The sequence below is a fragment of the Shewanella sp. 0m-6 genome (assembly GCF_052977325.1).
On the sequence record NZ_JBRIMD010000020.1, the window covers coordinates 59,253 to 79,474 of the forward strand.

The 20,222-nt window shown below is 44.7% G+C and carries 20 protein-coding genes; 8 read left to right on the forward strand and 12 right to left on the reverse strand.

Annotated elements, in window-relative coordinates:
• Nucleotides 1-23: 23 nt before the first annotated feature.
• From tusA to fadB, 5 genes are all read right to left on the reverse strand, one after another.
• Nucleotides 24-269 (reverse strand): sulfurtransferase TusA, encoded by a 246-nt coding sequence (tusA, locus tag ACVBJC_RS14955; protein WP_447161648.1) that lies wholly within the window; start codon nt 267-269, stop codon nt 24-26.
• A gap of 147 nt (nt 270-416) precedes the next feature.
• Nucleotides 417-884, reverse strand: coding sequence for a Cys-tRNA(Pro) deacylase (gene ybaK, locus ACVBJC_RS14960; RefSeq protein ID WP_447161649.1), 468 nt, complete (start codon nt 882-884; stop codon nt 417-419).
• Between the two features lie 38 nt (nt 885-922).
• Nucleotides 923-1,384: a GNAT family N-acetyltransferase gene (locus ACVBJC_RS14965; protein ID WP_447161650.1), complete on the reverse strand. Its 462-nt coding sequence runs from the start codon at nt 1,382-1,384 to the stop codon at nt 923-925.
• A gap of 242 nt (nt 1,385-1,626) precedes the next feature.
• Nucleotides 1,627-2,790 (reverse strand): acetyl-CoA C-acyltransferase FadA, encoded by a 1,164-nt coding sequence (gene fadA / locus ACVBJC_RS14970; RefSeq protein ID WP_447161651.1) that lies wholly within the window; start codon nt 2,788-2,790, stop codon nt 1,627-1,629.
• Nucleotides 2,791-2,808: 18 nt separating this feature from the next.
• The gene (gene fadB, locus ACVBJC_RS14975) at nt 2,809-4,962 is read right to left on the reverse strand and encodes a fatty acid oxidation complex subunit alpha FadB (RefSeq protein WP_447161652.1); all 2,154 of its coding nucleotides are present in this window, start codon (nt 4,960-4,962) and stop codon (nt 2,809-2,811) included.
• A 364-nt stretch (nt 4,963-5,326) separates the two neighbouring features.
• Between fadB and pepQ the strand changes: the two genes are divergently transcribed.
• The 4 genes from pepQ (at nt 5,327) to hemG (ACVBJC_RS14995) (ending at nt 9,628) form a co-directional block, all read left to right on the forward strand.
• A complete protein-coding gene (gene pepQ / locus ACVBJC_RS14980; protein ID WP_447161653.1) occupies nt 5,327-6,649 on the forward strand; it encodes a Xaa-Pro dipeptidase in 1,323 nt (440 codons plus the stop codon).
• Between the two features lie 67 nt (nt 6,650-6,716).
• The gene (locus ACVBJC_RS14985; RefSeq protein WP_447161654.1) at nt 6,717-7,331 is read left to right on the forward strand and encodes a YigZ family protein; all 615 of its coding nucleotides are present in this window, start codon (nt 6,717-6,719) and stop codon (nt 7,329-7,331) included.
• Nucleotides 7,332-7,502: 171 nt separating this feature from the next.
• Nucleotides 7,503-8,960, forward strand: coding sequence for a TrkH family potassium uptake protein (locus ACVBJC_RS14990; RefSeq protein ID WP_447161655.1), 1,458 nt, complete (start codon nt 7,503-7,505; stop codon nt 8,958-8,960).
• A 140-nt stretch (nt 8,961-9,100) separates the two neighbouring features.
• Nucleotides 9,101-9,628, forward strand: coding sequence for a menaquinone-dependent protoporphyrinogen IX dehydrogenase (hemG, locus tag ACVBJC_RS14995; protein WP_447161656.1), 528 nt, complete (start codon nt 9,101-9,103; stop codon nt 9,626-9,628).
• Nucleotides 9,629-9,705: 77 nt separating this feature from the next.
• On the opposite strand, the gene ACVBJC_RS15000 is transcribed toward hemG (ACVBJC_RS14995), so the two are convergent.
• Nucleotides 9,706-10,011, reverse strand: a complete 306-nt coding sequence (locus tag ACVBJC_RS15000) for an ArsR/SmtB family transcription factor (RefSeq protein ID WP_248472094.1) — start codon at nt 10,009-10,011, stop codon at nt 9,706-9,708.
• Nucleotides 10,012-10,222: 211 nt separating this feature from the next.
• Here ACVBJC_RS15000 and hemG (ACVBJC_RS15005) point away from each other — a divergent pair, with 211 nt between their 5' ends.
• Nucleotides 10,223-10,762 (forward strand): menaquinone-dependent protoporphyrinogen IX dehydrogenase, encoded by a 540-nt coding sequence (hemG, locus tag ACVBJC_RS15005; protein WP_447161657.1) that lies wholly within the window; start codon nt 10,223-10,225, stop codon nt 10,760-10,762.
• Nucleotides 10,763-10,831: 69 nt separating this feature from the next.
• On the opposite strand, the gene ACVBJC_RS15010 is transcribed toward hemG (ACVBJC_RS15005), so the two are convergent.
• The 5 genes from ACVBJC_RS15010 to def all read right to left on the reverse strand — a co-directional run bounded on the left by ACVBJC_RS15010 (nt 10,832) and on the right by def (nt 16,532).
• A complete protein-coding gene (locus ACVBJC_RS15010) occupies nt 10,832-12,274 on the reverse strand; it encodes a TrkH family potassium uptake protein (protein WP_447161658.1) in 1,443 nt (480 codons plus the stop codon).
• A 71-nt stretch (nt 12,275-12,345) separates the two neighbouring features.
• On the reverse strand, nt 12,346-13,755 hold the full coding sequence (trkA, locus tag ACVBJC_RS15015) for a Trk system potassium transporter TrkA (RefSeq protein ID WP_447161659.1): 1,410 nt from the start codon (nt 13,753-13,755) through the stop codon (nt 12,346-12,348).
• Nucleotides 13,756-13,762: 7 nt separating this feature from the next.
• Nucleotides 13,763-15,043 carry a 16S rRNA (cytosine(967)-C(5))-methyltransferase RsmB gene (rsmB, locus tag ACVBJC_RS15020; protein WP_447161660.1) on the reverse strand — a complete coding sequence of 427 codons (1,281 nt, stop codon included), beginning with the start codon at nt 15,041-15,043 and terminating at the stop codon, nt 13,763-13,765.
• Between the two features lie 6 nt (nt 15,044-15,049).
• Complete coding sequence (gene fmt, locus ACVBJC_RS15025) at nt 15,050-16,015, reverse strand: methionyl-tRNA formyltransferase (RefSeq protein ID WP_447161661.1); 966 nt, start codon at nt 16,013-16,015, stop codon at nt 15,050-15,052.
• A 4-nt stretch (nt 16,016-16,019) separates the two neighbouring features.
• On the reverse strand, nt 16,020-16,532 hold the full coding sequence (gene def / locus ACVBJC_RS15030) for a peptide deformylase (RefSeq protein WP_447161662.1): 513 nt from the start codon (nt 16,530-16,532) through the stop codon (nt 16,020-16,022).
• 136 nt (nt 16,533-16,668) lie between these two features.
• Between def and ACVBJC_RS15035 the strand changes: the two genes are divergently transcribed.
• The 3 genes from ACVBJC_RS15035 (at nt 16,669) to ACVBJC_RS15045 (ending at nt 19,450) form a co-directional block, all read left to right on the forward strand.
• A complete protein-coding gene (locus ACVBJC_RS15035; RefSeq protein ID WP_447161663.1) occupies nt 16,669-17,763 on the forward strand; it encodes a LysM peptidoglycan-binding domain-containing protein in 1,095 nt (364 codons plus the stop codon).
• Between the two features lie 191 nt (nt 17,764-17,954).
• Nucleotides 17,955-18,974: a DNA-processing protein DprA gene (dprA, locus tag ACVBJC_RS15040; RefSeq protein WP_447161664.1), complete on the forward strand. Its 1,020-nt coding sequence runs from the start codon at nt 17,955-17,957 to the stop codon at nt 18,972-18,974.
• 2 nt (nt 18,975-18,976) lie between these two features.
• Nucleotides 18,977-19,450, forward strand: coding sequence for a DUF494 family protein (locus tag ACVBJC_RS15045; RefSeq protein WP_447161665.1), 474 nt, complete (start codon nt 18,977-18,979; stop codon nt 19,448-19,450).
• A gap of 53 nt (nt 19,451-19,503) precedes the next feature.
• On the opposite strand, the gene ACVBJC_RS15050 is transcribed toward ACVBJC_RS15045, so the two are convergent.
• The gene (locus ACVBJC_RS15050; RefSeq protein WP_447161666.1) at nt 19,504-20,196 is read right to left on the reverse strand and encodes a hypothetical protein; all 693 of its coding nucleotides are present in this window, start codon (nt 20,194-20,196) and stop codon (nt 19,504-19,506) included.
• Between the last annotated feature and the right edge of the window lie 26 nt (nt 20,197-20,222).

Below are 20,222 nucleotides of genomic sequence, written 5' to 3' on the forward strand. Positions count from 1 at the left end.
TTATCTACTTTGTAAGTTAATGGCTAAAGACCTTTCTTTATCAGATATTGATAAGGTGTCGCTTCTGTTTGGCTAGCGATTAATGTGTGATCCATAAACTCGCAAAAACTTGGGATATCACGGGTCGTTGCAGGATCATCTGCAATAATAAGTAAAGTCTCGCCCTCATTCATGCGTCTTACTGATTTACGCACCATCATTACCGGTTCAGGGCATCTTAGGCCTAAAGCATCGAGTTGATGTTGTGCGGCATTAAATAGTTCGTTCATATTTCCTCGGCTGAACGATTAAACAGAAGTGGCTAATATTACTCCAGCGTCTTGGTTTATCCAAGCGTCTAGCGTTAATTTGTGAGCTCAGGGCTATTCATTGGTTGCAATGTTCCACGTGGAACATTGCAAATTAAAACGAGCCATTTAGGCAGTGATAGGGGCAAACTGCGCTTTTAGCAGCTGCTTGATATCTTCAGGTGCTAATTCGATATCTAGCCCTCGACGACCACCGCTAACAAACATCTTATCGAGCGAAGCTGCAGACTCATCGATTACGGTTATCAGCTGTCTTTTCTGCCCAAGAGGACTGACACCACCAAGTACATAGCCAGAACTGCGCTGCACTTCCACGCCTTCAGCCATTACAGCCTTCTTAGCTTTTGTGGCTTTAGCTATAGCCTTCATGCTGAGCTTTTCCGCAACAGGAATTATCGCCACAGCCAGCTGCTTTGCATCTAGCTTAACGACCAAGGTTTTAAATACTAATTCGGGAGACACTCCAATTTTTTCGGCGGCTTCAAAGCCATAAGCGTGGCAAGCTGGATCGTGTTGATACTCGTGAACTTGATGGGCTATTTTGTGTTTTACCAATAAGTCGATAGCGGGGGTCATTTGTTTACCTAATTGGCGTGCGATTGCGCTTTTTTAAATTATAGTAATTTTTCCATAACCAGCACCTTAATACCGTGATAAATCACTTGTTCTACTGGTTGCCACCCGAGCTTTAGGTACAAGCCTCCAGACTGGTTCTCTGTTTGTAGGTTTATACTCTTGATAGCTAATTGGTTAGCTTTGGCGATAACAGCTTCTACTAGAGACTTAGCCACTTGTTTATTTCTATAGTTAGGGTCTACATATACACCACCGAGCCAGTGCTCTCGTTCCGGGTAGATATCCATCTCATGGTAGCGAAGCTGTGCAGCAGCAATAACCTGTTCACCCTCTTGCGCCAAGATGATCAAAGGCAGTTTGTCACGGTTCAGATAGTTTCCGAGTTTTAGCTCTATCTCTTTAGTGGTTCGGCCTTCTCCTATATGTCCCCATTCATCGCTATACCACTTTGCTATAAGTGGCAGGGCTGATGGATTGTCAGCAAGTAATATAAATTTCATCGCGTGTCCTATGTCTGCCCTTGGTGGTGCGTTATGTCATGTCTTAAGTTATGTATCAGGGTATTTAATCTAACCTTAGATTACGGTAGTGACCGGACGTTGGCTAGGTGATTTGATTATTGCAATCAGTATAAGAAACTAAGCGATGTGGCATGTTTCGTTTATCAGTGAAGACTGGAGCTATAATGGAGCAACAAAAAAGCCAGCGTAAGCTGGCTTTTATCTATCCGCAGATGAATGCCTTATGGGCGCTCGAAGATAGTAGCAATACCTTGGCCTAAACCAATACACATGGTCGCAAGGCCATACTTAGCATCTTTAGCTTCCATCAGGTTGATCAGCGTTGTTGAGATACGCGTACCAGAACAGCCTAGCGGATGACCCAGTGCAATCGCGCCACCGTTAAGGTTAATCTTTTCATCAACCACATCCATCAAGCCTAAGTCTTTTACGCACGGTAGAGACTGTGCTGCAAAGGCTTCGTTAAGCTCGATAACGTCTAAGTCATCAACGGTGAGACCTGCACGCTTAAGTGCTTTTTGCGTGGCAGGAACAGGGCCGTAACCCATGATTGCTGCGTCACAACCCGCAATTGCCATTGAGCGAATGCGTGCACGAATAGGTAGACCTAACTCTTTTGCTTTCTCTTCTTCCATCACTAGCATGGCCGATGCACCATCAGATAATGCTGAAGAGGTACCTGCGGTAACCGTGCCATTAGCTGGGTCAAATGCAGGACGTAGGCCTGATAGAGATTCCATAGACGTTTCTGGACGGATCACTTCATCGTGCTCAACTTTAATCAAAGCGCCATCTGCGTCATGACCTTCAATCGCCACAATCTCGTTAGCGAAACGGCCTTCAACGGTTGCTGCGTGAGCACGTTGATGCGAACGTACTGCAAAGGCATCTTGTTGCTCACGAGTAATACCGTGCATTTTACCGAGCATTTCTGCAGTAAGGCCCATCATACCTGATGCTTTAGCGACGTTGTTCGCCAGACCTGGGTGGAAGTCGACGCCATGGTTCATTGGTACATGACCCATATGCTCAACACCACCAACGATAAAGGTATCGCCTTGGCCTGTCATAATCGCACGGGCTGCTTGGTGTAGTGCATCCATTGATGAGCCACATAAACGGTTTACGGTAACCGCGCCAACTTGCTTTGGAATGCCAGCTAACAGGGCGGCATTACGAGCGATATTAAAGCCTTGCTCTAAGGTTTGCTGCACACAACCCCAGATAACATCTTCAATAGTATTTGGGTCAAGCTTTGGGTTGCGCTCAAGCAGCGACTTCATTAATTCTGCAGATAGGGTTTCTGCGCGTACATTTCTAAATACTCCCGCCTTTGAACGGCCCATTGGAGTACGAATACAATCTACGATAACGGCGTTTTTCATTGTTCAAATCCTTCCTGCTTAAGCCTGCTGGTAGTAGCTGCCATTATTGGCGGCTAGTTCGCGCATAGTGTCGGTTACTTGGTATAGACCCCCTAAGTGTGCATATTTGTCAGCTAGCGCCACAAAGTTAGCCACACCCATCGTATCTAGGTAACGGAATACACCGCCTCTAAATGGTGGGAAACCAAGGCCATAGACTAGGCCCATATCCGCTTCAGCAGGCGAAGCGATAATTCCTTCTTCAAGACAGCGAACTGTCTCAATAATCATTGGGATCATAGTACGAGCGATGATCTCATCTGACTCAAATGCTTTTTGCTCACCAAACTCAGCTTGTAGTAATTCATAGCTGGTTGGGTCTAAATCTTTCTTTGGCTTACCGCGACGATCTACTGAGTACTGGTAGAAGCCCTTGTTGTTCTTCTGGCCAAAACGCTCTGCCTCGAACATGACATCAATAGCATCTTTACCCGACTTACCCATGCGGTCAGGGAAACCTTCGGCCATAACCGCTTGTGCATGATGGCCGGTATCTAGGCCGACTACGTCAAGCAAGTATGCCGGGCCCATTGGCCAACCAAACTGCTTTTCCATCACCTTGTCGATAGCCGCAAAATCAGCGCCATCAGCGAGTAGACCACTAAAGCCAGCAAAGTAAGGGAACAGTACGCGGTTTACAAAGAAGCCAGGGCAGTCATTAACTACGATAGGTGTTTTACCCATCTTGCTAGCATAAGCCACAACTGAAGCAACCGTCTCTTCAGAGCTGTTCTCGCCACGAATGACTTCAACTAGCGGCATCTTGTGCACTGGATTAAAGAAGTGCATACCACAGAAGCGTTCAGGCTTTTTAAGGCTCTTCGCTAGGAGGTTGATTGAGATAGTCGAGGTGTTTGAGGTGATAATGGCATCGTCACTGACATGCTGTTCAACTTCAGCGAGTACCATAGCTTTAACTTTTGGATGCTCAACCACGGCCTCTACGATAACATCTGCATCTTTTACTGGTGCGTAGTCGAGTGCCGGAGTGATATTGTTCAATACCGCAGCCATTTTGGCTGGCGTTGAACGCCCGCGCTTAACTTGAGCGGTAAGTAGCTTAGCGGCTTCGCCTAAACCTAAATCGAGTGCCGGTTGGGCAATGTCTTTCATCACAATTGGCGTGCCTTTACTAGCACTTTGATATGCGATACCGCCGCCCATGATGCCTGCGCCTAATACCGCAGCCGAGTTAACCTTCTTGGCGAGTTTGCCTGCTTTCTTGGCTTTACCTTTTACGAGCTGGTCGTTAAGGAAGATACCAATGAGCGCTTGTGCAACTTCTGTTTTGGCTAGTTTTACAAATGCTTGATGTTCAATTTGCAATGCTTCTGCGCGGCCGCACTTTGCTGCTTGCTCTACAACGCTAATAACAGCCATTGGCGCTGGGTAATGCTTGCCTGCAATTTTGAAGACCATGCCTTTAGCCGTTGCGAAAGACATCATGGCTTCAAGTTTTGGTAGCGTTAGTGGCGCTTGTTTTTTTGCGCGGCGAGTCTGCCAATCTAGCTTCTCTGCTAGGGCATCTTTGAGCATTTTTACTGCCGCAGATTTAAGTTGCTCTGGTGCAACAACTGCATCAATAGCACCGACTTTTAGTGCGGCATCAGGGCGTTGATCTTTGCCCGAAGTGATCCACTCAAGTGCGTTGTCAGCCCCAATGACGCGAGGTAAGCGAACCGTGCCACCAAAACCAGGGATAATACCTAGTTTAGTTTCAGGTAGGCCAATACGTGCTGTGGTATCTGCTATACGGAAGTCTGTTGCTAAAACGGTCTCGCAACCGCCACCTAGTGCAAAACCATTAATCGCTGAAATAGTTGGGAAAGGCAGGTCTTCTAGCTTGTTGAAAACATCGTTAGCTTGCTCAAGCCAAGAATGTAAAACCGCATCTTCTTCAGTGAAAAGTCCTAAGAACTCAGTGATATCCGCGCCAACGATAAAGGCATCTTTGGCTGAACTTAGCATTAATGCTTGGATACTCGTATCTTGTTTGATGCTGTCGAGTGCAGCATTTAACGAATCGATGGTTTCTCTGTCTAGCTTGTTAACCGACCCTTGTGCTTTAAAGCACAAGTGCGCGATATTGTCTTCGAGTAACTCAACCTCAATTGTAGGGCTTTGGTAGATCATTGCTTGCTTCCTTATAGCTTAAGTTCACTATTCAGATCATTGATGATTTTATTATCTGAATGCGACTTTCTTTGTCACAGCAGCCTAGGCCATCATTTGACCAGTTGTTGCTCAGTGTGCGACTAATCACAAAAAATTACAACACCCAATTTAAACGGTCGTTTGGTTTTTTGTTGCCCAAAACGAATAACTTTTAAAAATCATGAGCTTACTCGCTTGGTGTTTAGCTTTTTAATACAGGTTTCCCTGCTAAAGTTTAGCCTTAAAAGCGAATCATGTGTTTGACGAAAAAATTTAATTGGCTATGTGTTAGACTGAGCCGACGTCGAAAAATTGGCAAAATAATAACAATAGGGTAACCCTTATGGAACAGTTAGCGCATCTCTATCACGACCATATTCAACAACTAAATCGTCGTGTTAGTGAAATCATTTCTCGCGAAAACTTATCGGGCTTAATCATCCACTCAGGTCAGCCTCATAGGCAATTTTTAGATGATATGGATTATCCATTTAAAGTGAACCCACACTTTAAGGCGTGGTTGCCAGTAACCGATAACCCTAATTCCTGGTTAGTGGTGAATGGCACAGACAAGCCACTGTTAATTTTTTATCGCCCGGTCGACTTTTGGCACAAAGTGGCTGAAGAACCGACTGAATTTTGGGCGGATCATGTCGATATTAAGTTTTTGACTAAGGCGGACAAAGTTGCAGAATACCTTCCCGCAGATATCGATGAATGGGCTTATATTGGTGAACATTTAGATGTTGCTGATGTACTGGGCTTTAATCGACGTAATCCTGACTCGGTATTAAGCTACCTTAATTATCACCGGGCAACCAAAACGGATTATGAGTTGGCTTGTATGCGTAAATCCAACGAAATAGCGGTGACTGGGCATCAGGCGGCAAAAACGGCTTTTTATAATGGTGCTAGTGAATTTGAGATCTTGCAGGTTTATCTGTCGGCAATTTCACAAGGTGAAAATCAAGTGCCTTATAGCAGCATAGTCGCACTTAACCAAAACTCCGCTATTTTGCATTACACCGCTCTTGAACATACAGCACCTGCACAGCGTCGTTCATTTTTAATTGACGCCGGTGCTAACTTCAATGGTTACGCTTCAGATATTACTCGCAGCTACGCCTTTGAGAAGAATATTTTCGATGATTTGATTAGCGCAATCGACAATATGCAGTTACAGATCATTAATCTGATGAAGCCGGGTGTGAGCTATGCGCAATTGCACGTTGAAACTCATTATAAGTTAGCGCAGATCTTGTTGGATTTTGATATTGTCAGCGGCGATGTTCATGGGTTAGTCGAACAGGGGATCACAAGTGTGTTTTTCCCCCATGGATTAGGCCATATGTTGGGTGTACAGGTTCATGATATGGGCGGCTTTCTCGGTGATGATAGAGGAACCCATGTTGCGGCACCAGATGCGCATCCATTCTTGCGCTGTACCCGAGAGTTAGATGTTAATCAGGTGCTGACTATTGAGCCTGGTGTTTATATTATCGATTCGCTATTGAGCGAACTGAAACAAGATAAGCGCCAATCACAAATAAACTGGAATACAGTGGATACATTACGCCCATTTGGCGGTATTCGTATTGAAGATAACGTGATTGTTCATAGCGACCGTATCGAGAATATGACGCGCAACTTAGGCCTTAACCGTTAGCATTACGTCATATTACGGGCGATAGTTGCTGATAAAAGACCTAGGGTAATCAGTTGAGAGAAATATTTTGAGTGAAAGTTATCTCATCCCTGCTGCAGAGTTATTGATTGAAGAAGAGATAAAGCATAGTCGCTTTATCTCTTTTCTGTTTCACTGCCAGTCTGCCAAAGAGCTTAAGTGTGTACTTACTAACTTGAAGGTTGAATACCCAGGTGCTAACCATTATTGTTACGCGTTTGTGGCAGGCGCGCCTGATGACAGCATTAATATTGGCTCAAGTGATGATGGTGAACCTTCGGGCAGCGCTGGACGGCCGATGTTAGCCGCCTTGCAAGGTACCAATATAGGCGAAATCGGTGTGGTCGTGATCCGTTACTTTGGAGGAACCAAGTTGGGCGTTGGCGGTTTGGTGAGAGCCTATAGTTCTGGTATCAAACACGCTATTGTTCAGCTTGAGACCCAGATTAAGCAGATCCGTTATCCAGGCAAGATGGTATGCGAATATCACCAGCTTAAGGATGTTGAGCATCTTTTAGCGCAGTTTGATGTGTTGGTTGAAGATAAGCAGTTTAGCGACAAGATTGAGATTCAATTTGCTATTCCTAAGCGTTTTAAGGAGCCATTGAATCTTGATTTAGCGACCATGAGTAAGGGACAGTTAAAAGCGGTATTTGACGACTAATTTAAAGGCCGATGCAAGAACTGAGCGGATCGTGCCACTTTATATGAGCCAGCAATAAAATCATTTTTTATTATCGAGTAGTAAGAATATTCAAGCTTGCTAATCGGTTGTGAACATTTTTTAATAAGTATGCGAAAATGCGCTTGAGTAAAGCGCTAGCGATGGATACCAATGCAATATCGAACAATTATAAGAATTACTGGCTTGTTAATGGGGCTGTTTTCTTTATCTTTACTACCTCCAGCCTTAGTCGCTGTTATCTATAAAGATGGCGGCGGTATGGCATTTATTCAGGCTTTCGTACTCTGTCTGATTTTGGGGTTCTCACTTTGGTATCCTAACCGCGCTCATCGTAAAGACTTGCGTACCCGAGAAGGCTTTTTGTTAGTGGTGCTATTCTGGGTGGTGCTTGGATCGATTGGTGCCGTGCCTTTTATTTTCTCTGGCCAGCCCTCTCTTAGTTTAACCGATAGCTTCTTCGAATCCTTCTCCGCACTCACCACTACAGGTGCTACGGTCATTGTTGGTTTAGATAGTTTGCCCAAGGCGATTTTATTCTATCGCCACCTGCTGCAATGGCTGGGCGGTATGGGAATTATTGTATTGGCTGTCGCCATTTTGCCCGTACTGGGTGTCGGAGGCATGCAGCTTTACCGCGCAGAAATGCCAGGGCCTGTTAAAGACAGCAAGATGACGCCGAGGATTGCCGAAACCGCTAAGGCATTGTGGTACATCTACTTAGCGCTAACAGTGGCCTGCGCCTTTGCCTATTGGCTTGCTGGTATGGATGCTTTCGACGCCATTTGCCACTCTTTCTCGACTATTGCAATCGGTGGTTTTTCGACTCACGACGCCAGCATGGGGTACTTTAACAGCCCTACAATCAATATGATTTGTGTGGTGTTTTTATTGATTGCGGCATTAAATTTCAGTCTACACTTTGCCGCTTTTTCTCGCCGAGGCATTAACTTAAGAGTCTACTTTCGGGACGCCGAGTTTAAGGTGTTGATTGCGATTCAGTTGGTATTAACGGCTATCTGTTTTATCACATTGTACGGCTCAGGAATTTATGACTCAGCCGAAGAAACCTTTGATTACGCCTTATTTCAGGCTGTATCAATTTCAACTACTGCTGGGTTTGGTACCGAGAGCTTCCATGCTTGGCCATTATTCCTGCCAATTTTGCTGATTTTCTCTAGCTTTATTGGCGGCAGCGGTGGCTCTACCGCCGGCGGTATTAAAGTTATTCGTATGATTTTGCTGTTGCTTCAAGGCTCACGTGAACTCAAGCGTCTGGTTCATCCCCGCGGTATGTTCTCAATTCGAATTAGTGGTAACGCACTACCCGATAGAGTTATTGATGCTGTGTGGGGCTTCTTCTCTGCTTACGCTTTAGTGTTTGTAGTTTGCATGCTGATCCTCATGGCATTTGGGATGGATGCGATTACCGCTTTTAGTGCCACGGCAGCTTGTTTGAATAACTTGGGACCAGGCTTAGGTGAGGTGGCAAGTAACTACGCCAGTATTGGTGATGCTGAAAAGTGGGTATTACTGTTTGCCATGTTATTTGGTCGCTTAGAGGTGTTCACCTTGCTGATTTTGTTTACGCCGACCTTTTGGAAAAACTAAAAAAGTGTAAAGATGCTGCCTTAATCTACTCGCCTAAGCTAGCGTTAACTATTGGGTAGTATATTCAAAATATAGCGGGTCATTGACCGTTGTTTTAGTCTAGTCATACCGAGTTTTAATCGGAAAATAGTAGGAAGTTAATGAACAATACACTCATTATTTATTCGACAGTTGATGGCCAAACGAAAGCGATTTGTGAGCAGATCAAGAAGGTTAACCAAGCGCAGAATGCCAAGGTGACTTTAGCTTCAATCGATGAAGCAGAGTCTTTAGGTTTAGCACAATTTGATAAAATCTTGATTGCTGCCAGCATTCGTTATGGTAAGCATAGGCCCGAACTCTATCAGTTTATTAATCGTCATCATGCGGTGCTGGATGCGAAGATAAATGCATTCTTTACTGTGAATGTGGTTGCTCGAAAGCCAGAAAAAAATACTCCGGAAACGAATCCGTATATGCAGAAGTTCCTCACTCTATCGCTTTGGCAGCCACAGCAGTTAGGGGTATTTGCAGGTAAGATTGACTACCCTAAGTATCGATTTTTCGACAAGGTGATGATCCGCTTTATTATGTGGATGACTAAAGGCCCCACAGATACGACTGGTACCTTTGAATTTACCGACTGGAATAAAGTGGATGAGTTTGCCCAAGCATTTGCTGAGCGCTAGATTAAACACGATTTTGGAACAAAAAAGCCTGCAAGTATGCAGGCTTTTTTACATCTAAATTCGGGACTATAAAGCGATTAGGCGCAGTATTTACGATGCAAGATGGAGATCACTTCAGTGACTTGCTCATTTTTCAATGTGTAGTACACCACTTGTGAGCTTTTTCGAGTCGCGACTAAATCTTCAGAACGCAATACGGCTAAATGCTGTGATAGTGCAGACTGGCTCAGCGGCACGGTTTTATTTAACTCGGTTACGCTGAGCTCTTTATCCAGTAAAAGGCACAAAATCATTAATCGATATGGATTTGCGATAGCCTTAAGCCATTTTGCAGCACTTTCAGCATTGGTGACCATTGCACTGGCGTCGATTTCTTTTTGCATACGGTTACTTACTCCATTGCCTTTAATTAGTTTATTCTAATTGAGTTGGTCTTATAAAACAATCTACTTATGGATCATACTTGTGGAACGCAGTTATCTCAATTTTTGATGTTGATAATATGAGCTATACCTAATTTGTGATCCATTCTCCTTTAAAATCTATGATTAGCTGTAACAATACATCAATAGAAAATTTTCAATTGGAATCAAGATGAAATCAGTTCTGGTACTTTATTATTCTCGTGGCGGGCATACAGCCAGAATTAGCCGCGCTATGGCCGATCACCTTATTAGTGAAGGGCATAAGTGCGACATGATGCATATTAGTGAAGCAAAAGCTGAAGGCCTCGACTGGGCCCAGTATGATGTGGTCGCACTAGGTGCTTGCGTACTTTATGGCAGTTACCATAAGTCGGTATTTGAGTTTGTTGCTGAGCACCAAGCTGATTTCAATGCAAAAGCCTCAAGCTTTTTCAGTGTTAACGTCGTTGCGCGTAATCCAGAGAAGCGTGTGCCTGAAAACAACAAGTATCTGCAAAAGTTTATAGAGCTGTCAGCGTGGAAACCAACAGATGTTAAAGTGATTGCAGGTAAGGTTGACTACCCATCTTGGCGTTGGTACGACAGAATGATGATCCAGCTAATCATGAAAATTACCGATGGCCCAACCGATCCTAAATCTGTTATTGATTACACTGATTGGGAAGACGTAAAAGTCTATGCCGATCACCTGATTAGCTTAGCGAAATAGACAACAGAAATAACAAGCCGCAATGAATGCGGCTTTTTTATTGCGGACTTCTATACCCGTTGTGGGGGATTAGTATTCCCAGAATTGCGGGTGGAATAAAACCGCAACGGTTAAAATCTCGAGTCGACCTAATAGCATGCCTATTGCTAGGGCCCACTTGGCGACGTCGGGTAGGCTGGAGAAGTTTCCTGCTGGCCCAATGGTATCGCCTAATCCCGGGCCAACATTACTTACCGCGGTAATCGCGCCAGTAAAGCTAGTGATAGGGTCCAGCCCTGTAAGGACTAGAATTATCGACAGGGCGATGATTACCGTCATAAATAACATAATAAAGGTAACGAGCGAGCGAACAATATCTCCGCGAATAATGTGGTTGTTATAGCGCTCTTTAAATACACCATTAGGGTGGAATTGTTGTTTTAATTGATCGCGCATAATGACGTTAGCAATTTGAAAACGGAAAATTTTAATGCCGCCGGAGGTCGAGCCAGAACAGCTACCGACAAACATTAAGAATAGAAAGGCGATATTAGCCAGCGCCCCCCAGGCCGTGTAATCCGTGAGACCATAACCTGTGGTGGTGACCACTGAAACCACATTAAAACTGACGATACGAAGGGCATCGAGCGCAGCAATGTCTCTGGTACTCCAAAACCATAATGCCAGTGAGCAAGAAATTAAAACCACAAACTTTAAGAAGCCTTTTACCTGAGCATCATTCCATACTTTTAGCGAACGTTGCTGCACCATATAGACAAACATCAGCAGGGGTAAGCCGCCAGCGAGCATAAAGGTGGTACCAACCCATTGAGCTTCATCTGAAAATGCTGCCATTGAACGATCTGAGGTTGAATAGCCCCCGGTAGATAGGGTGGTCATGGCGTGATTAATCGCCTCAAACCAGGTCATACCGCTTTGGTGGTAAGCAGCAAAACATATAAGAGTCAGTATGATGTAAACAAAAAATAGGCTTTTGGCCATATATTGAGTACGCGGGGTTGTTTTGTCACTCCAGTCGGAAGATTCAGTTCTAAATAAACGCATACCACCGACGTTTAAGAAAGGTAATACAGCCACTGCCATTACAATAAAGCCTATCCCACCTAACCACTGTAGCAATGAGCGCCAGATAAGGATGCTGTGATCCATGGTGTCGAGGCCTGACAACACCGTCGAGCCCGTGGTGGTAATACCTGACATGGTTTCGAAGAATGCGTCGGTATAGTTGATGCCGTGATACAAGGTGAAGGGCATTGCTGCAAATAGACTCACGATAAACCATGTGAGGCTGGTGAGCAGGAACATATCTCGAATATTAAGGTGAAGTTTTCGGCTTTGACCTTGGTGCATACAGAAGCTGGCTGCAGAGCCTGTAACCAGAGATGAGATCATGAAGGCACCAACAGTTTCTTCACCATAGTAGAGGGCAAAGGCGCCGGGAATTAACATAAACGCAGTGAGCGTTGAGAGGAAAATTCCTAAAATAAATAGCAAGGGGCGATAGTTCAACATAATGTTTATACCAGTTAGCAGTCTACCTAACTGGCATGAGTTACACTCCTGAACGCTGTTAAATGACGCTTTTAAAAGAAGAAGGCGCTCGGTTGGAATAGCTTTTCAACTTCGCCAATAAACTTCTTGTTGACCAAAAATAGAATGACGTGGTCGCCTTGTTCGATAACGGTTTTGTCGTGTGCCATAAGCACTTCTTCGTCGCGAACGATAGCGCCAATGGTGGTCCCAGGTGGTAATTTAATTTCGCTGATCTGCTTGCCAACCACTTTAGACGTATTGGAGTCACCATGAGCAATCGCTTCAATTGCTTCTGCTGCGCCGCGACGTAGTGAGTAAACGTTACAAATATCACCTTGGCGAATATGAGTCAGCAATGCCGAAATCGTAGCTTGTTGTGGAGAAATAGCGATATCAATATTCGCTTCTTGCACAATATCAACATAGGCTTCGCGCTGAATAAGTACCATGACTTTTTTAGCGCCCATGCGTTTGGCGAGTAATGCAGCCATGATATTGGCTTCATCGTCGTTGGTAACCGCAATAAACACATCGGTTTGGTCGATATGCTCTTCAAGCAACAGCTCTTGATCTGAGGCGTCGCCACAAAATACCGTTGTATTTTCAAGCTTTTCTGATAACTCTTCAGCACGCTCTTGCTTACGCTCAATCAGTTTTACTGAGTGGTTGCGTTGTAGTTTTTTCGCTAGTCCCAAACCAATATTACCGCCACCGGCGATCATAATATTGCGATAAGAATTATCGAGCTTCTGCATCTCACTCATTACCGCGCGTACGTGGCGGCTGTCGGCCACGAAGAACACTTCGTCATCGGCTTCGATAATGGTGGTGCCGCGGGGCATAATTGGACGACCCTGTCTAAAAATAGCGGCAACCCGGGTATCAATATTCGGCATATGCTCGCGCAGTGCTGCGAGTGCATTACCCACTAACGGGCCGCCATAGTAGGCACGCACGGCAACTAAACTCAGTCGGCCTTCGGCAAACTCGAGCACCTGTAATGCTCCAGGGTATTCAACAAGGCGAGCAATGTAGGCGGTCACCAGTTGCTCTGGTGCTATCAGCTCATCAATAATAAAACCGCCCCGAGGGCGATGTTCAGCATTCTTGGTTTCGCTGTCGATAAACAGTTTATCGCGAAGGCCTAGGTATTGTTCTGAACGAATTCGGGCAATTTTGGTGGGAGTACCATAGAGCGAATAAGCAATTTGGCAAGCTGCCATATTGCATTCGTCGCTATTGGTTACCGCGATAAGCATATCCGCGTCTTCGGCTCCCGCCTCTTTTAATACACTTGGGTGAGCACCGTGGCCCACAATGACTCTTAGATCGTACTTATCTTGCAAGCTACGTAGGCGATTTTTGTCGGTATCGACAATGGTGATGTCATTGTTTTCGCCAACTAAGTTTTCGGCGAGTGTGCCGCCAACTTGTCCTGCACCCAAAATGATTATTTTCATTGCCGTTCTAATCCTTCACTAGGCGAGCGTAATAAAAGCCATCCATGTTGTCTTGTCCTGGGACAATCTGCCAACCAATATCGTCTGGACTGGCTTGTTCTGCAATCGGCACTAAAGTCGCATCAGGTGTTCTGCCTAAGAAGGCGCTGACTTGATCTTTGTTTTCTTGTGGCAAAATTGAACATGTTGCATATAAGAGTGTGCCACCGGGCTTTAACCACCTCCAGCAATGATCGAAAATCTGTGACTGTAATTGCGCCAGCTCTTCAATATCGTTATTCTTTCTAAGCCACTTAATATCAGGGTGACGACGAATAACACCGGTTGCGGAGCAGGGAGCATCGAGCAAAATGCGGTCGAACTTATCGCCTTGCCACCATGAGTCGATATCGGCGGCATCGCCATGTACCAGCTCAGCTTTGAGTGACAGTCTATCGAGGTTTTGCTGAACGCGCTCAAGACGTTTGGCATCAAAATCCACAGCCACCAGTTTAATTTCAGGTGCTAGCTCTAATAAATGACAGCTTTTACCGCCAGGAGCGGCACAGGCATCGAGTACTAGTTCATTACCTTGCGGTGCTAATAAGGTGGCTGCCCATTGGGCTGCACCATCTTGCACTGATGCTGCGCCGGTTTCAAAACCGGGTAGCTGCATCACATCGCGTGGGCTAGATAGTAAAATTGAATCTGGGCTGTTACCCGCTTGAGCGTCAATCTCTAATCCTGCCAGCGCCTGTAAATAGGTGTCTCTGGTTTGTGATTGCTGATTGTTACGCAGCCACATAGGTGGGCGCTCATGACTTTGCTCAATCACGTTTTGCCAGTTTTCTGGGTAAGCGTCTTTTAAGCGCTTAATGATCCAGGCTGGTGTGTTATAGGTAAGAGTGTCGTTGTCAGTCGATAAAGGCTTTTCCTGGCGCTGAATATTACGTAATACACCATTAACCACTTTCACTAAGCCTTCAAACTTTAGCTGACGACAGGCTTCGGCGGTCTCTGATATTGCAGCGTGGCTCGGAATGCGCGTGAAGTACAGTTGATAGCAACCAACCAGTAATAATTGGTGCACTATGCGCTGCTTACCTTTCATCTGTTTGCTCATGCAGTCGCTGACTTGTTTGTCTAACTGCGGCAAAAAACGCATGACACCATAGCAAAGCTCGGCGAGTAGCGCCTTGTCTTTACCATTATCGAGATGTTTTTGCTGATCCGGTAGCGCCACTGAAAGTGAGATACCTTTTTCTAGCACCTGAAAAACGACCTTAGCGGCCAAAGCTCTTAAGTTCATTAGCGATTAAGCCTCTTGATTATCGGTGCTAGTAAGAACGGTTCCTGGGGTAAACCAGTCGGCTCTTGAGTTTAGGATGTCGGCAACACTTAATGGCTTTTTACCTGGAAGTTGCATCTGGGTGATAGTTAATACACCTTCACCTGTGGCGATACTAATGCCATTTTTATCGGCTGACAAAATCGTACCCGGTAGCTTTGAGCTTGTCTCACCGCTCACATGGCTCTGCCATACCTTAATAGTATTACCTTCATGTTGGTAATGGCTAACAGGCCAAGGATTAAAAGCGCGGATCTCGCGCCATAGTGCGTTAGCTGATTTAGTCCAATCTAAGCGCGCTTCTTCTTTCGATAACTTTTCAGCATAGTTGGCTAAGCTTTCATCTTGCTTTTCAGCAGGCAGAGTACCTGCTGCTATCCCTGCTAATGCGTCAACAAGTGCACTTGGGCCTTGTTCGGCTAGCTTTTCATATAGGGTTGCAGAAGTATCAGTGTCTTCAATTGTCAGCTGAGTTTTTAACAGCATGTCGCCGGTATCTAAACCAATATCCATCTGCATAATGGTAACGCCAGTTTCACTGTCGCCTGCCCATAGTGCTCGTTGAATCGGTGCAGCACCACGCCAGCGTGGCAAAATTGAACCATGTACATTGATGCAGCCAAGGCGAGGGGTGTCGAGCACGACTTTTGGTAAAATTAACCCGTAAGCGACAACAACCATAATGTCAGCGTTCAAGGCGGCAAGCTCTGTTTGCGCATCTTCGTCACGTAGAGATTTTGGCTGCAAAACTGCGATGTCATTTTCAAGCGCTAATGCTTTGACTGGGCTTGCTTGAAGCTTTTTACCGCGGCCAGCAGGTCTGTCTGGCTGGGTGTACACTGCAATAACGTTATGCTCTGAATCGATTAACGCTTGAAGATGGCGTGCAGCAAAGTCTGGCGTTCCTGCAAAAATGACATTTAATGGTTTCAAAAATTTATCCTTGTTTAGCTTCGAGACGAGCTGCTTTTTCGAGCTTTTGTTTGATGCGTTGACGCTTAAGCGGTGATAAGTAGTCAACAAACAGCTTACCTGATAGATGATCTAATTCATGTTGTAAGCAGATAGCAAACAAATCATCCGCTTCTAACGTGAACTCTTTACCATCGCGATCTAGGGCTTTGATTGTTACAAATTCTGCGCGATCGACTTTGGCGTAGACGCCAGGAACAGACAAGCAGCCTTCTTCGTTGCAGAAATCACCGCTTTTGGCTGTAATCTCTAAATTGATGAACACTTTAGGACGTTCAACATCATCTTGAAGGTCCATAACGATAAGTTGATGGTGATAATCAACCTGGGTTGCAGCTAGGCCAATTCCCTTCTCTTCATACATAGTTTCGAACATATCGTCGATTTGTGTTTGAAGGGCAGCGTTAAACTCTGTGATTGGCTTTGCTACTGTACGTAATCTTTCATCGGGAAAACATAAAACTTTTAATAAACTCATATCTAAACTCTTAACAAGTCTGTCAAAATTGAGCCAGTTAGTTATACTGACTTTGGCTAATGGCTCAATTTTAGTCGTTAGCGGCATTCAATAACAGCAAAAGCTCTACATATACTCTAATAAAAGAGCAAATAGCATGGATACCCTGATGAAACGGTTAATATTACTTGCTTCACTTATAGTTGGTTGCACTTCAGTTTTCGCTGATACCTTAACGCTAAAGTCGGGTCATCCTGATTCTTATGTGGTTGAAAAAGGCGATACGCTTTGGGATATTTCAGCATCTTTCCTAAACGACCCTTGGCGTTGGCCTAAGCTGTGGGGAGCAAACCCTCAGGTAGCGAACCCTCACCTTATCTACCCTGGCGACAAGCTGACTCTGGTGTTTATCGATGGTGAACCGCGCTTGGTGGTTAAGCCTCATATCAGAAAAAGCCCCCAAGGCCGCATTTCAGCTAAAAATAGTGCGATTCCAGCGATAGACCTTTCGCTAATCCAGCCCTATCTATTACAAAACCGTGTAGTTGATGCCGATTGGTTCGAGCAGCAACCCAAAGTCATGGGCGGTGAGAGTCCTTCAAAATTTCATGTGATTTCAGACATTATCTATGTGCAAGGTGAGTTAACCGTTGGCGATAAATTTGGCGTTTATGTTGATGGGCGAACACTCAAGAATAGTGACGGCGAAAATCTAGGACTCGAAGTGATTTTATCGGCTTCTGGTCGAGTGGTTGAGTCGGGCCCCATCTCTAAGGTGGAGTTACTGAGTAATTTGCAAGAAACTGCGGCAGGTTATCGCGTACTACCGATTGAGGATGACTCGCTGATGTCTGCTTATTTCATGCCTAAGGCGGCTGAAATTAAAGAGCCTGCAACAGTATTGGCATCGGGTAAAGATATTCGTGAAATGGGTAAACTCGATGTGGTTTACCTAGACAAAGGCGCTATTGACGGTCTAGAAACCGGACAGGTATTTTCTATCTTTAAAGAGGGCGCAGTCGTCGTTATCAATGGTGATGGCGTCCCGGTACAGCCTCACGAACGTAATCGCTACGAGAAGATAATTGCGAATATATCGTCAGATAATGCAGTAAAAATGCCGGATCTTTATCGTGGAAAGTTGATGGTGTTTAAAGTTTTCGATAAGACCAGTATGGGGATTATTTTAGTTAATGAACGTCCTGTGCGGGTGGCTGACAAGCTTACGATTCCTGATTCGCTGATTCGCTGATTCGCTGATTCGCTGATTCGCTGATTAGTAGCGAATAGGCTAAGGTTAGTTATACTCATTGTATTGATGCCATCTTATTGATGGCATCGGCTTTTAAAGGATAAACCATTAACGATAAACTGGTCGACTGGCTAGTTGTTTCAGCTGTATCTGGGCTAGGACCCGCTCGGATTAAACAATTAATAAACTACATGGATGTAGCAGAGTTAAGGCAAAGGTTAGCGCATGAACCACAGGCGCTGCCGCTACCTGAATCGTTACTACAATCCAATTTATCCCCTAATTATGCGTTAGTTGATGAGGCGTTAGCCTGGCAGCAAGCTGCAAATAACCATCATCTTGTAAGCCTAGATGACCCTCACTATCCCCCGTTATTGAAACAAATTAATGATCCTCCAACTGTGCTGTTTTTAAAAGGTAACCTTGATACTTTATTGTTTCCTGGTATCGCCGTTGTTGGTAGTCGAAATGCGACGTTAGGAGGAAAGAAAGTGGCTTATGAGTTGGCGACTCAATTGGCCCTACATAGCCTGGCAATAACCAGTGGAATGGCTTTAGGTATTGACGGTGCAGCCCATCAAGCGGCTATTGATATTGGAAAGCCGAGTGTTGCGGTATTGGGGACGGGGGCGGATGTTATTTATCCTAAACGCCACAGAGGCATTTACCATGACATTCAAAATGATGGCTGTGTTTTGAGTGAGTTTTGGCCCGACGTTAAGCCATTTTCCGGAAACTTTCCGAAACGAAACCGTATTATCAGCGGTCTAACTATAGGAACCTTAGTGATAGAGGCAAGCTTGAAAAGTGGCTCATTAATCACTGCGCGACTCGCTAACGAACAAGGGCGAGAGGTGTTTGCAGTTCCTGGGAGTGTGCTGAGCGGTCAAAGTGAAGGGGGCCATCAATTATTGCGTGATGGTGCTAAGTTAGTGGAGTCTGTGGCAGATATTTTAGAAGAAGTTACCGCTTTATCGCAGTTTCACCTTGAAGAACTAAGGGCGCGCCACCATATAGGGGGAGAAAGCGCCTCTGATTTGCCATTTTCCTCACTGTTAGCTAGTGTTGGCTATGAGACTACAGCGATAGATGATGTGGTCGAGCATAGTGGAAAAACCATAGAGCTAGTATTGGAGCAATTGCTTGAACTCGAGCTGCAAGGTTGGATTACTGCAGTCCCTGGTGGTTACATAAGACTAAAGAGGAGCTAGTCATGTTTGATATCCTCATGTATTTATTTGAAAACTATGTTCATAGTGAAGTCGAATTATTAGTAGATGAAGACGAACTCACAAAAGAACTCACTCGCGCCGGATTTCATCAAAGTGAAATCATTAAGGCACTTTCTTGGTTAGAGCGTTTAGCTGATATACAAGAAGCAGGTACGCCTTACCTTTGTAATCATGATCAGCAATCATTCCGTATTTACACCAAAGCTGAGATGGAAAAAATTGACGTCGAAAGTCGTGGCTTTTTACTGTTTTTGGAGCAGATTAAAGTGCTCAGTGTAGAGATCCGCGAAATGGTCATTGACCGTGTGATGGAAATCGACGAGCCGACATTGAATCTTGATGATATAAAGTGGGTTATCTTGATGGTGCTATTTAATGCGCCGGGTAATGAATCAGCCTATGAGCAGATGGAAGATCTTATCTTTGAGCAGCCTGACGGCCGCTTACACTCATAGTCATGTGCTTACATAATAGAAAAGGTGGCGCATTCTGCGCCACCTTTTCTATTTTAGCGTGGAGCTAGATCGTTTCCAGTGCTACAGGCCGGAATGTGAGCGGTCAAGTAATGACTAGAACCGTCATCGAGCTTAACTCTTAGCCTTTTTGTCTTGTCAGAGCTAGTTGCGTAATCGTAACCTATAAACCCTTTCGGCACCCCATCATAGATTTTTATATCTGGAAAATTGTTGCTACTACTAGATACAAATACTTTCATGTTATTCGCCCCTGTAGCAGGTAACCCAATATCTATAGCGCCTCTCCTTGTACTTTGGTTGCATGAACCATATTCATACCCAACAAAAGTAGGGAATGGCTGCCTTGGGGTGTATTTATTTTTCCAAGAAAGAACCTCTTCCTTATTATATGAGTATGGTAAATCGCCCACTGATTTGCAGCTATATTGTCTATATAGCTGGGTACCATATTGATCGGTATAAGGCGCCATAACTGTAAAAGTGGGTCTTATATCGGTTGTAGCCAGACTCTTACTAACATTCTGGGAGAAATCTTTCCTTTCTGAAGGTAAACCATAATACCGTTGGATATAAGCTTCGCAATGTGTTTGACCAAAAAATAGTTTTGTTACTTTTATTTGGTCGGGTACTCTTTCAACATCCCAATCATCATAATAACTACCAGCCTGGGCTGATGAAGATATTAATGAAGAAAAAGCTAACGCGCAAAGTATTCTAAATCTCATTTTATTTCCCTAATAATTTAAACACT

Bases quoted from the DNA above. Each gene is read 5' to 3' on its own strand.
- tusA (WP_447161648.1), bottom strand. From the start codon at position 269: ATGAACGAACTATTTAATGCCGCACAACATCAACTCGATGCTTTAGGC.
- ybaK (WP_447161649.1), bottom strand. From the start codon at position 884: ATGACCCCCGCTATCGACTTATTGGTAAAACACAAAATAGCCCATCAA.
- ACVBJC_RS14965 (WP_447161650.1), bottom strand. From the start codon at position 1,384: ATGAAATTTATATTACTTGCTGACAATCCATCAGCCCTGCCACTTATA.
- fadA (WP_447161651.1), bottom strand. From the start codon at position 2,790: ATGAAAAACGCCGTTATCGTAGATTGTATTCGTACTCCAATGGGCCGT.
- fadB (WP_447161652.1), bottom strand. From the start codon at position 4,962: ATGATCTACCAAAGCCCTACAATTGAGGTTGAGTTACTCGAAGACAAT.
- pepQ (WP_447161653.1), top strand. From the start codon at position 5,327: ATGGAACAGTTAGCGCATCTCTATCACGACCATATTCAACAACTAAAT.
- ACVBJC_RS14990 (WP_447161655.1), top strand. From the start codon at position 7,503: ATGCAATATCGAACAATTATAAGAATTACTGGCTTGTTAATGGGGCTG.
- hemG (WP_447161656.1), top strand. From the start codon at position 9,101: ATGAACAATACACTCATTATTTATTCGACAGTTGATGGCCAAACGAAA.
- ACVBJC_RS15000 (WP_248472094.1), bottom strand. From the start codon at position 10,011: ATGCAAAAAGAAATCGACGCCAGTGCAATGGTCACCAATGCTGAAAGT.
- hemG (WP_447161657.1), top strand. From the start codon at position 10,223: ATGAAATCAGTTCTGGTACTTTATTATTCTCGTGGCGGGCATACAGCC.
- ACVBJC_RS15010 (WP_447161658.1), bottom strand. From the start codon at position 12,274: ATGTTGAACTATCGCCCCTTGCTATTTATTTTAGGAATTTTCCTCTCA.
- trkA (WP_447161659.1), bottom strand. From the start codon at position 13,755: ATGAAAATAATCATTTTGGGTGCAGGACAAGTTGGCGGCACACTCGCC.
- rsmB (WP_447161660.1), bottom strand. From the start codon at position 15,043: ATGAACTTAAGAGCTTTGGCCGCTAAGGTCGTTTTTCAGGTGCTAGAA.
- def (WP_447161662.1), bottom strand. From the start codon at position 16,532: ATGAGTTTATTAAAAGTTTTATGTTTTCCCGATGAAAGATTACGTACA.
- ACVBJC_RS15035 (WP_447161663.1), top strand. From the start codon at position 16,669: ATGGATACCCTGATGAAACGGTTAATATTACTTGCTTCACTTATAGTT.
- dprA (WP_447161664.1), top strand. From the start codon at position 17,955: ATGGATGTAGCAGAGTTAAGGCAAAGGTTAGCGCATGAACCACAGGCG.
- ACVBJC_RS15045 (WP_447161665.1), top strand. From the start codon at position 18,977: ATGTTTGATATCCTCATGTATTTATTTGAAAACTATGTTCATAGTGAA.
- ACVBJC_RS15050 (WP_447161666.1), bottom strand. From the start codon at position 20,196: ATGAGATTTAGAATACTTTGCGCGTTAGCTTTTTCTTCATTAATATCT.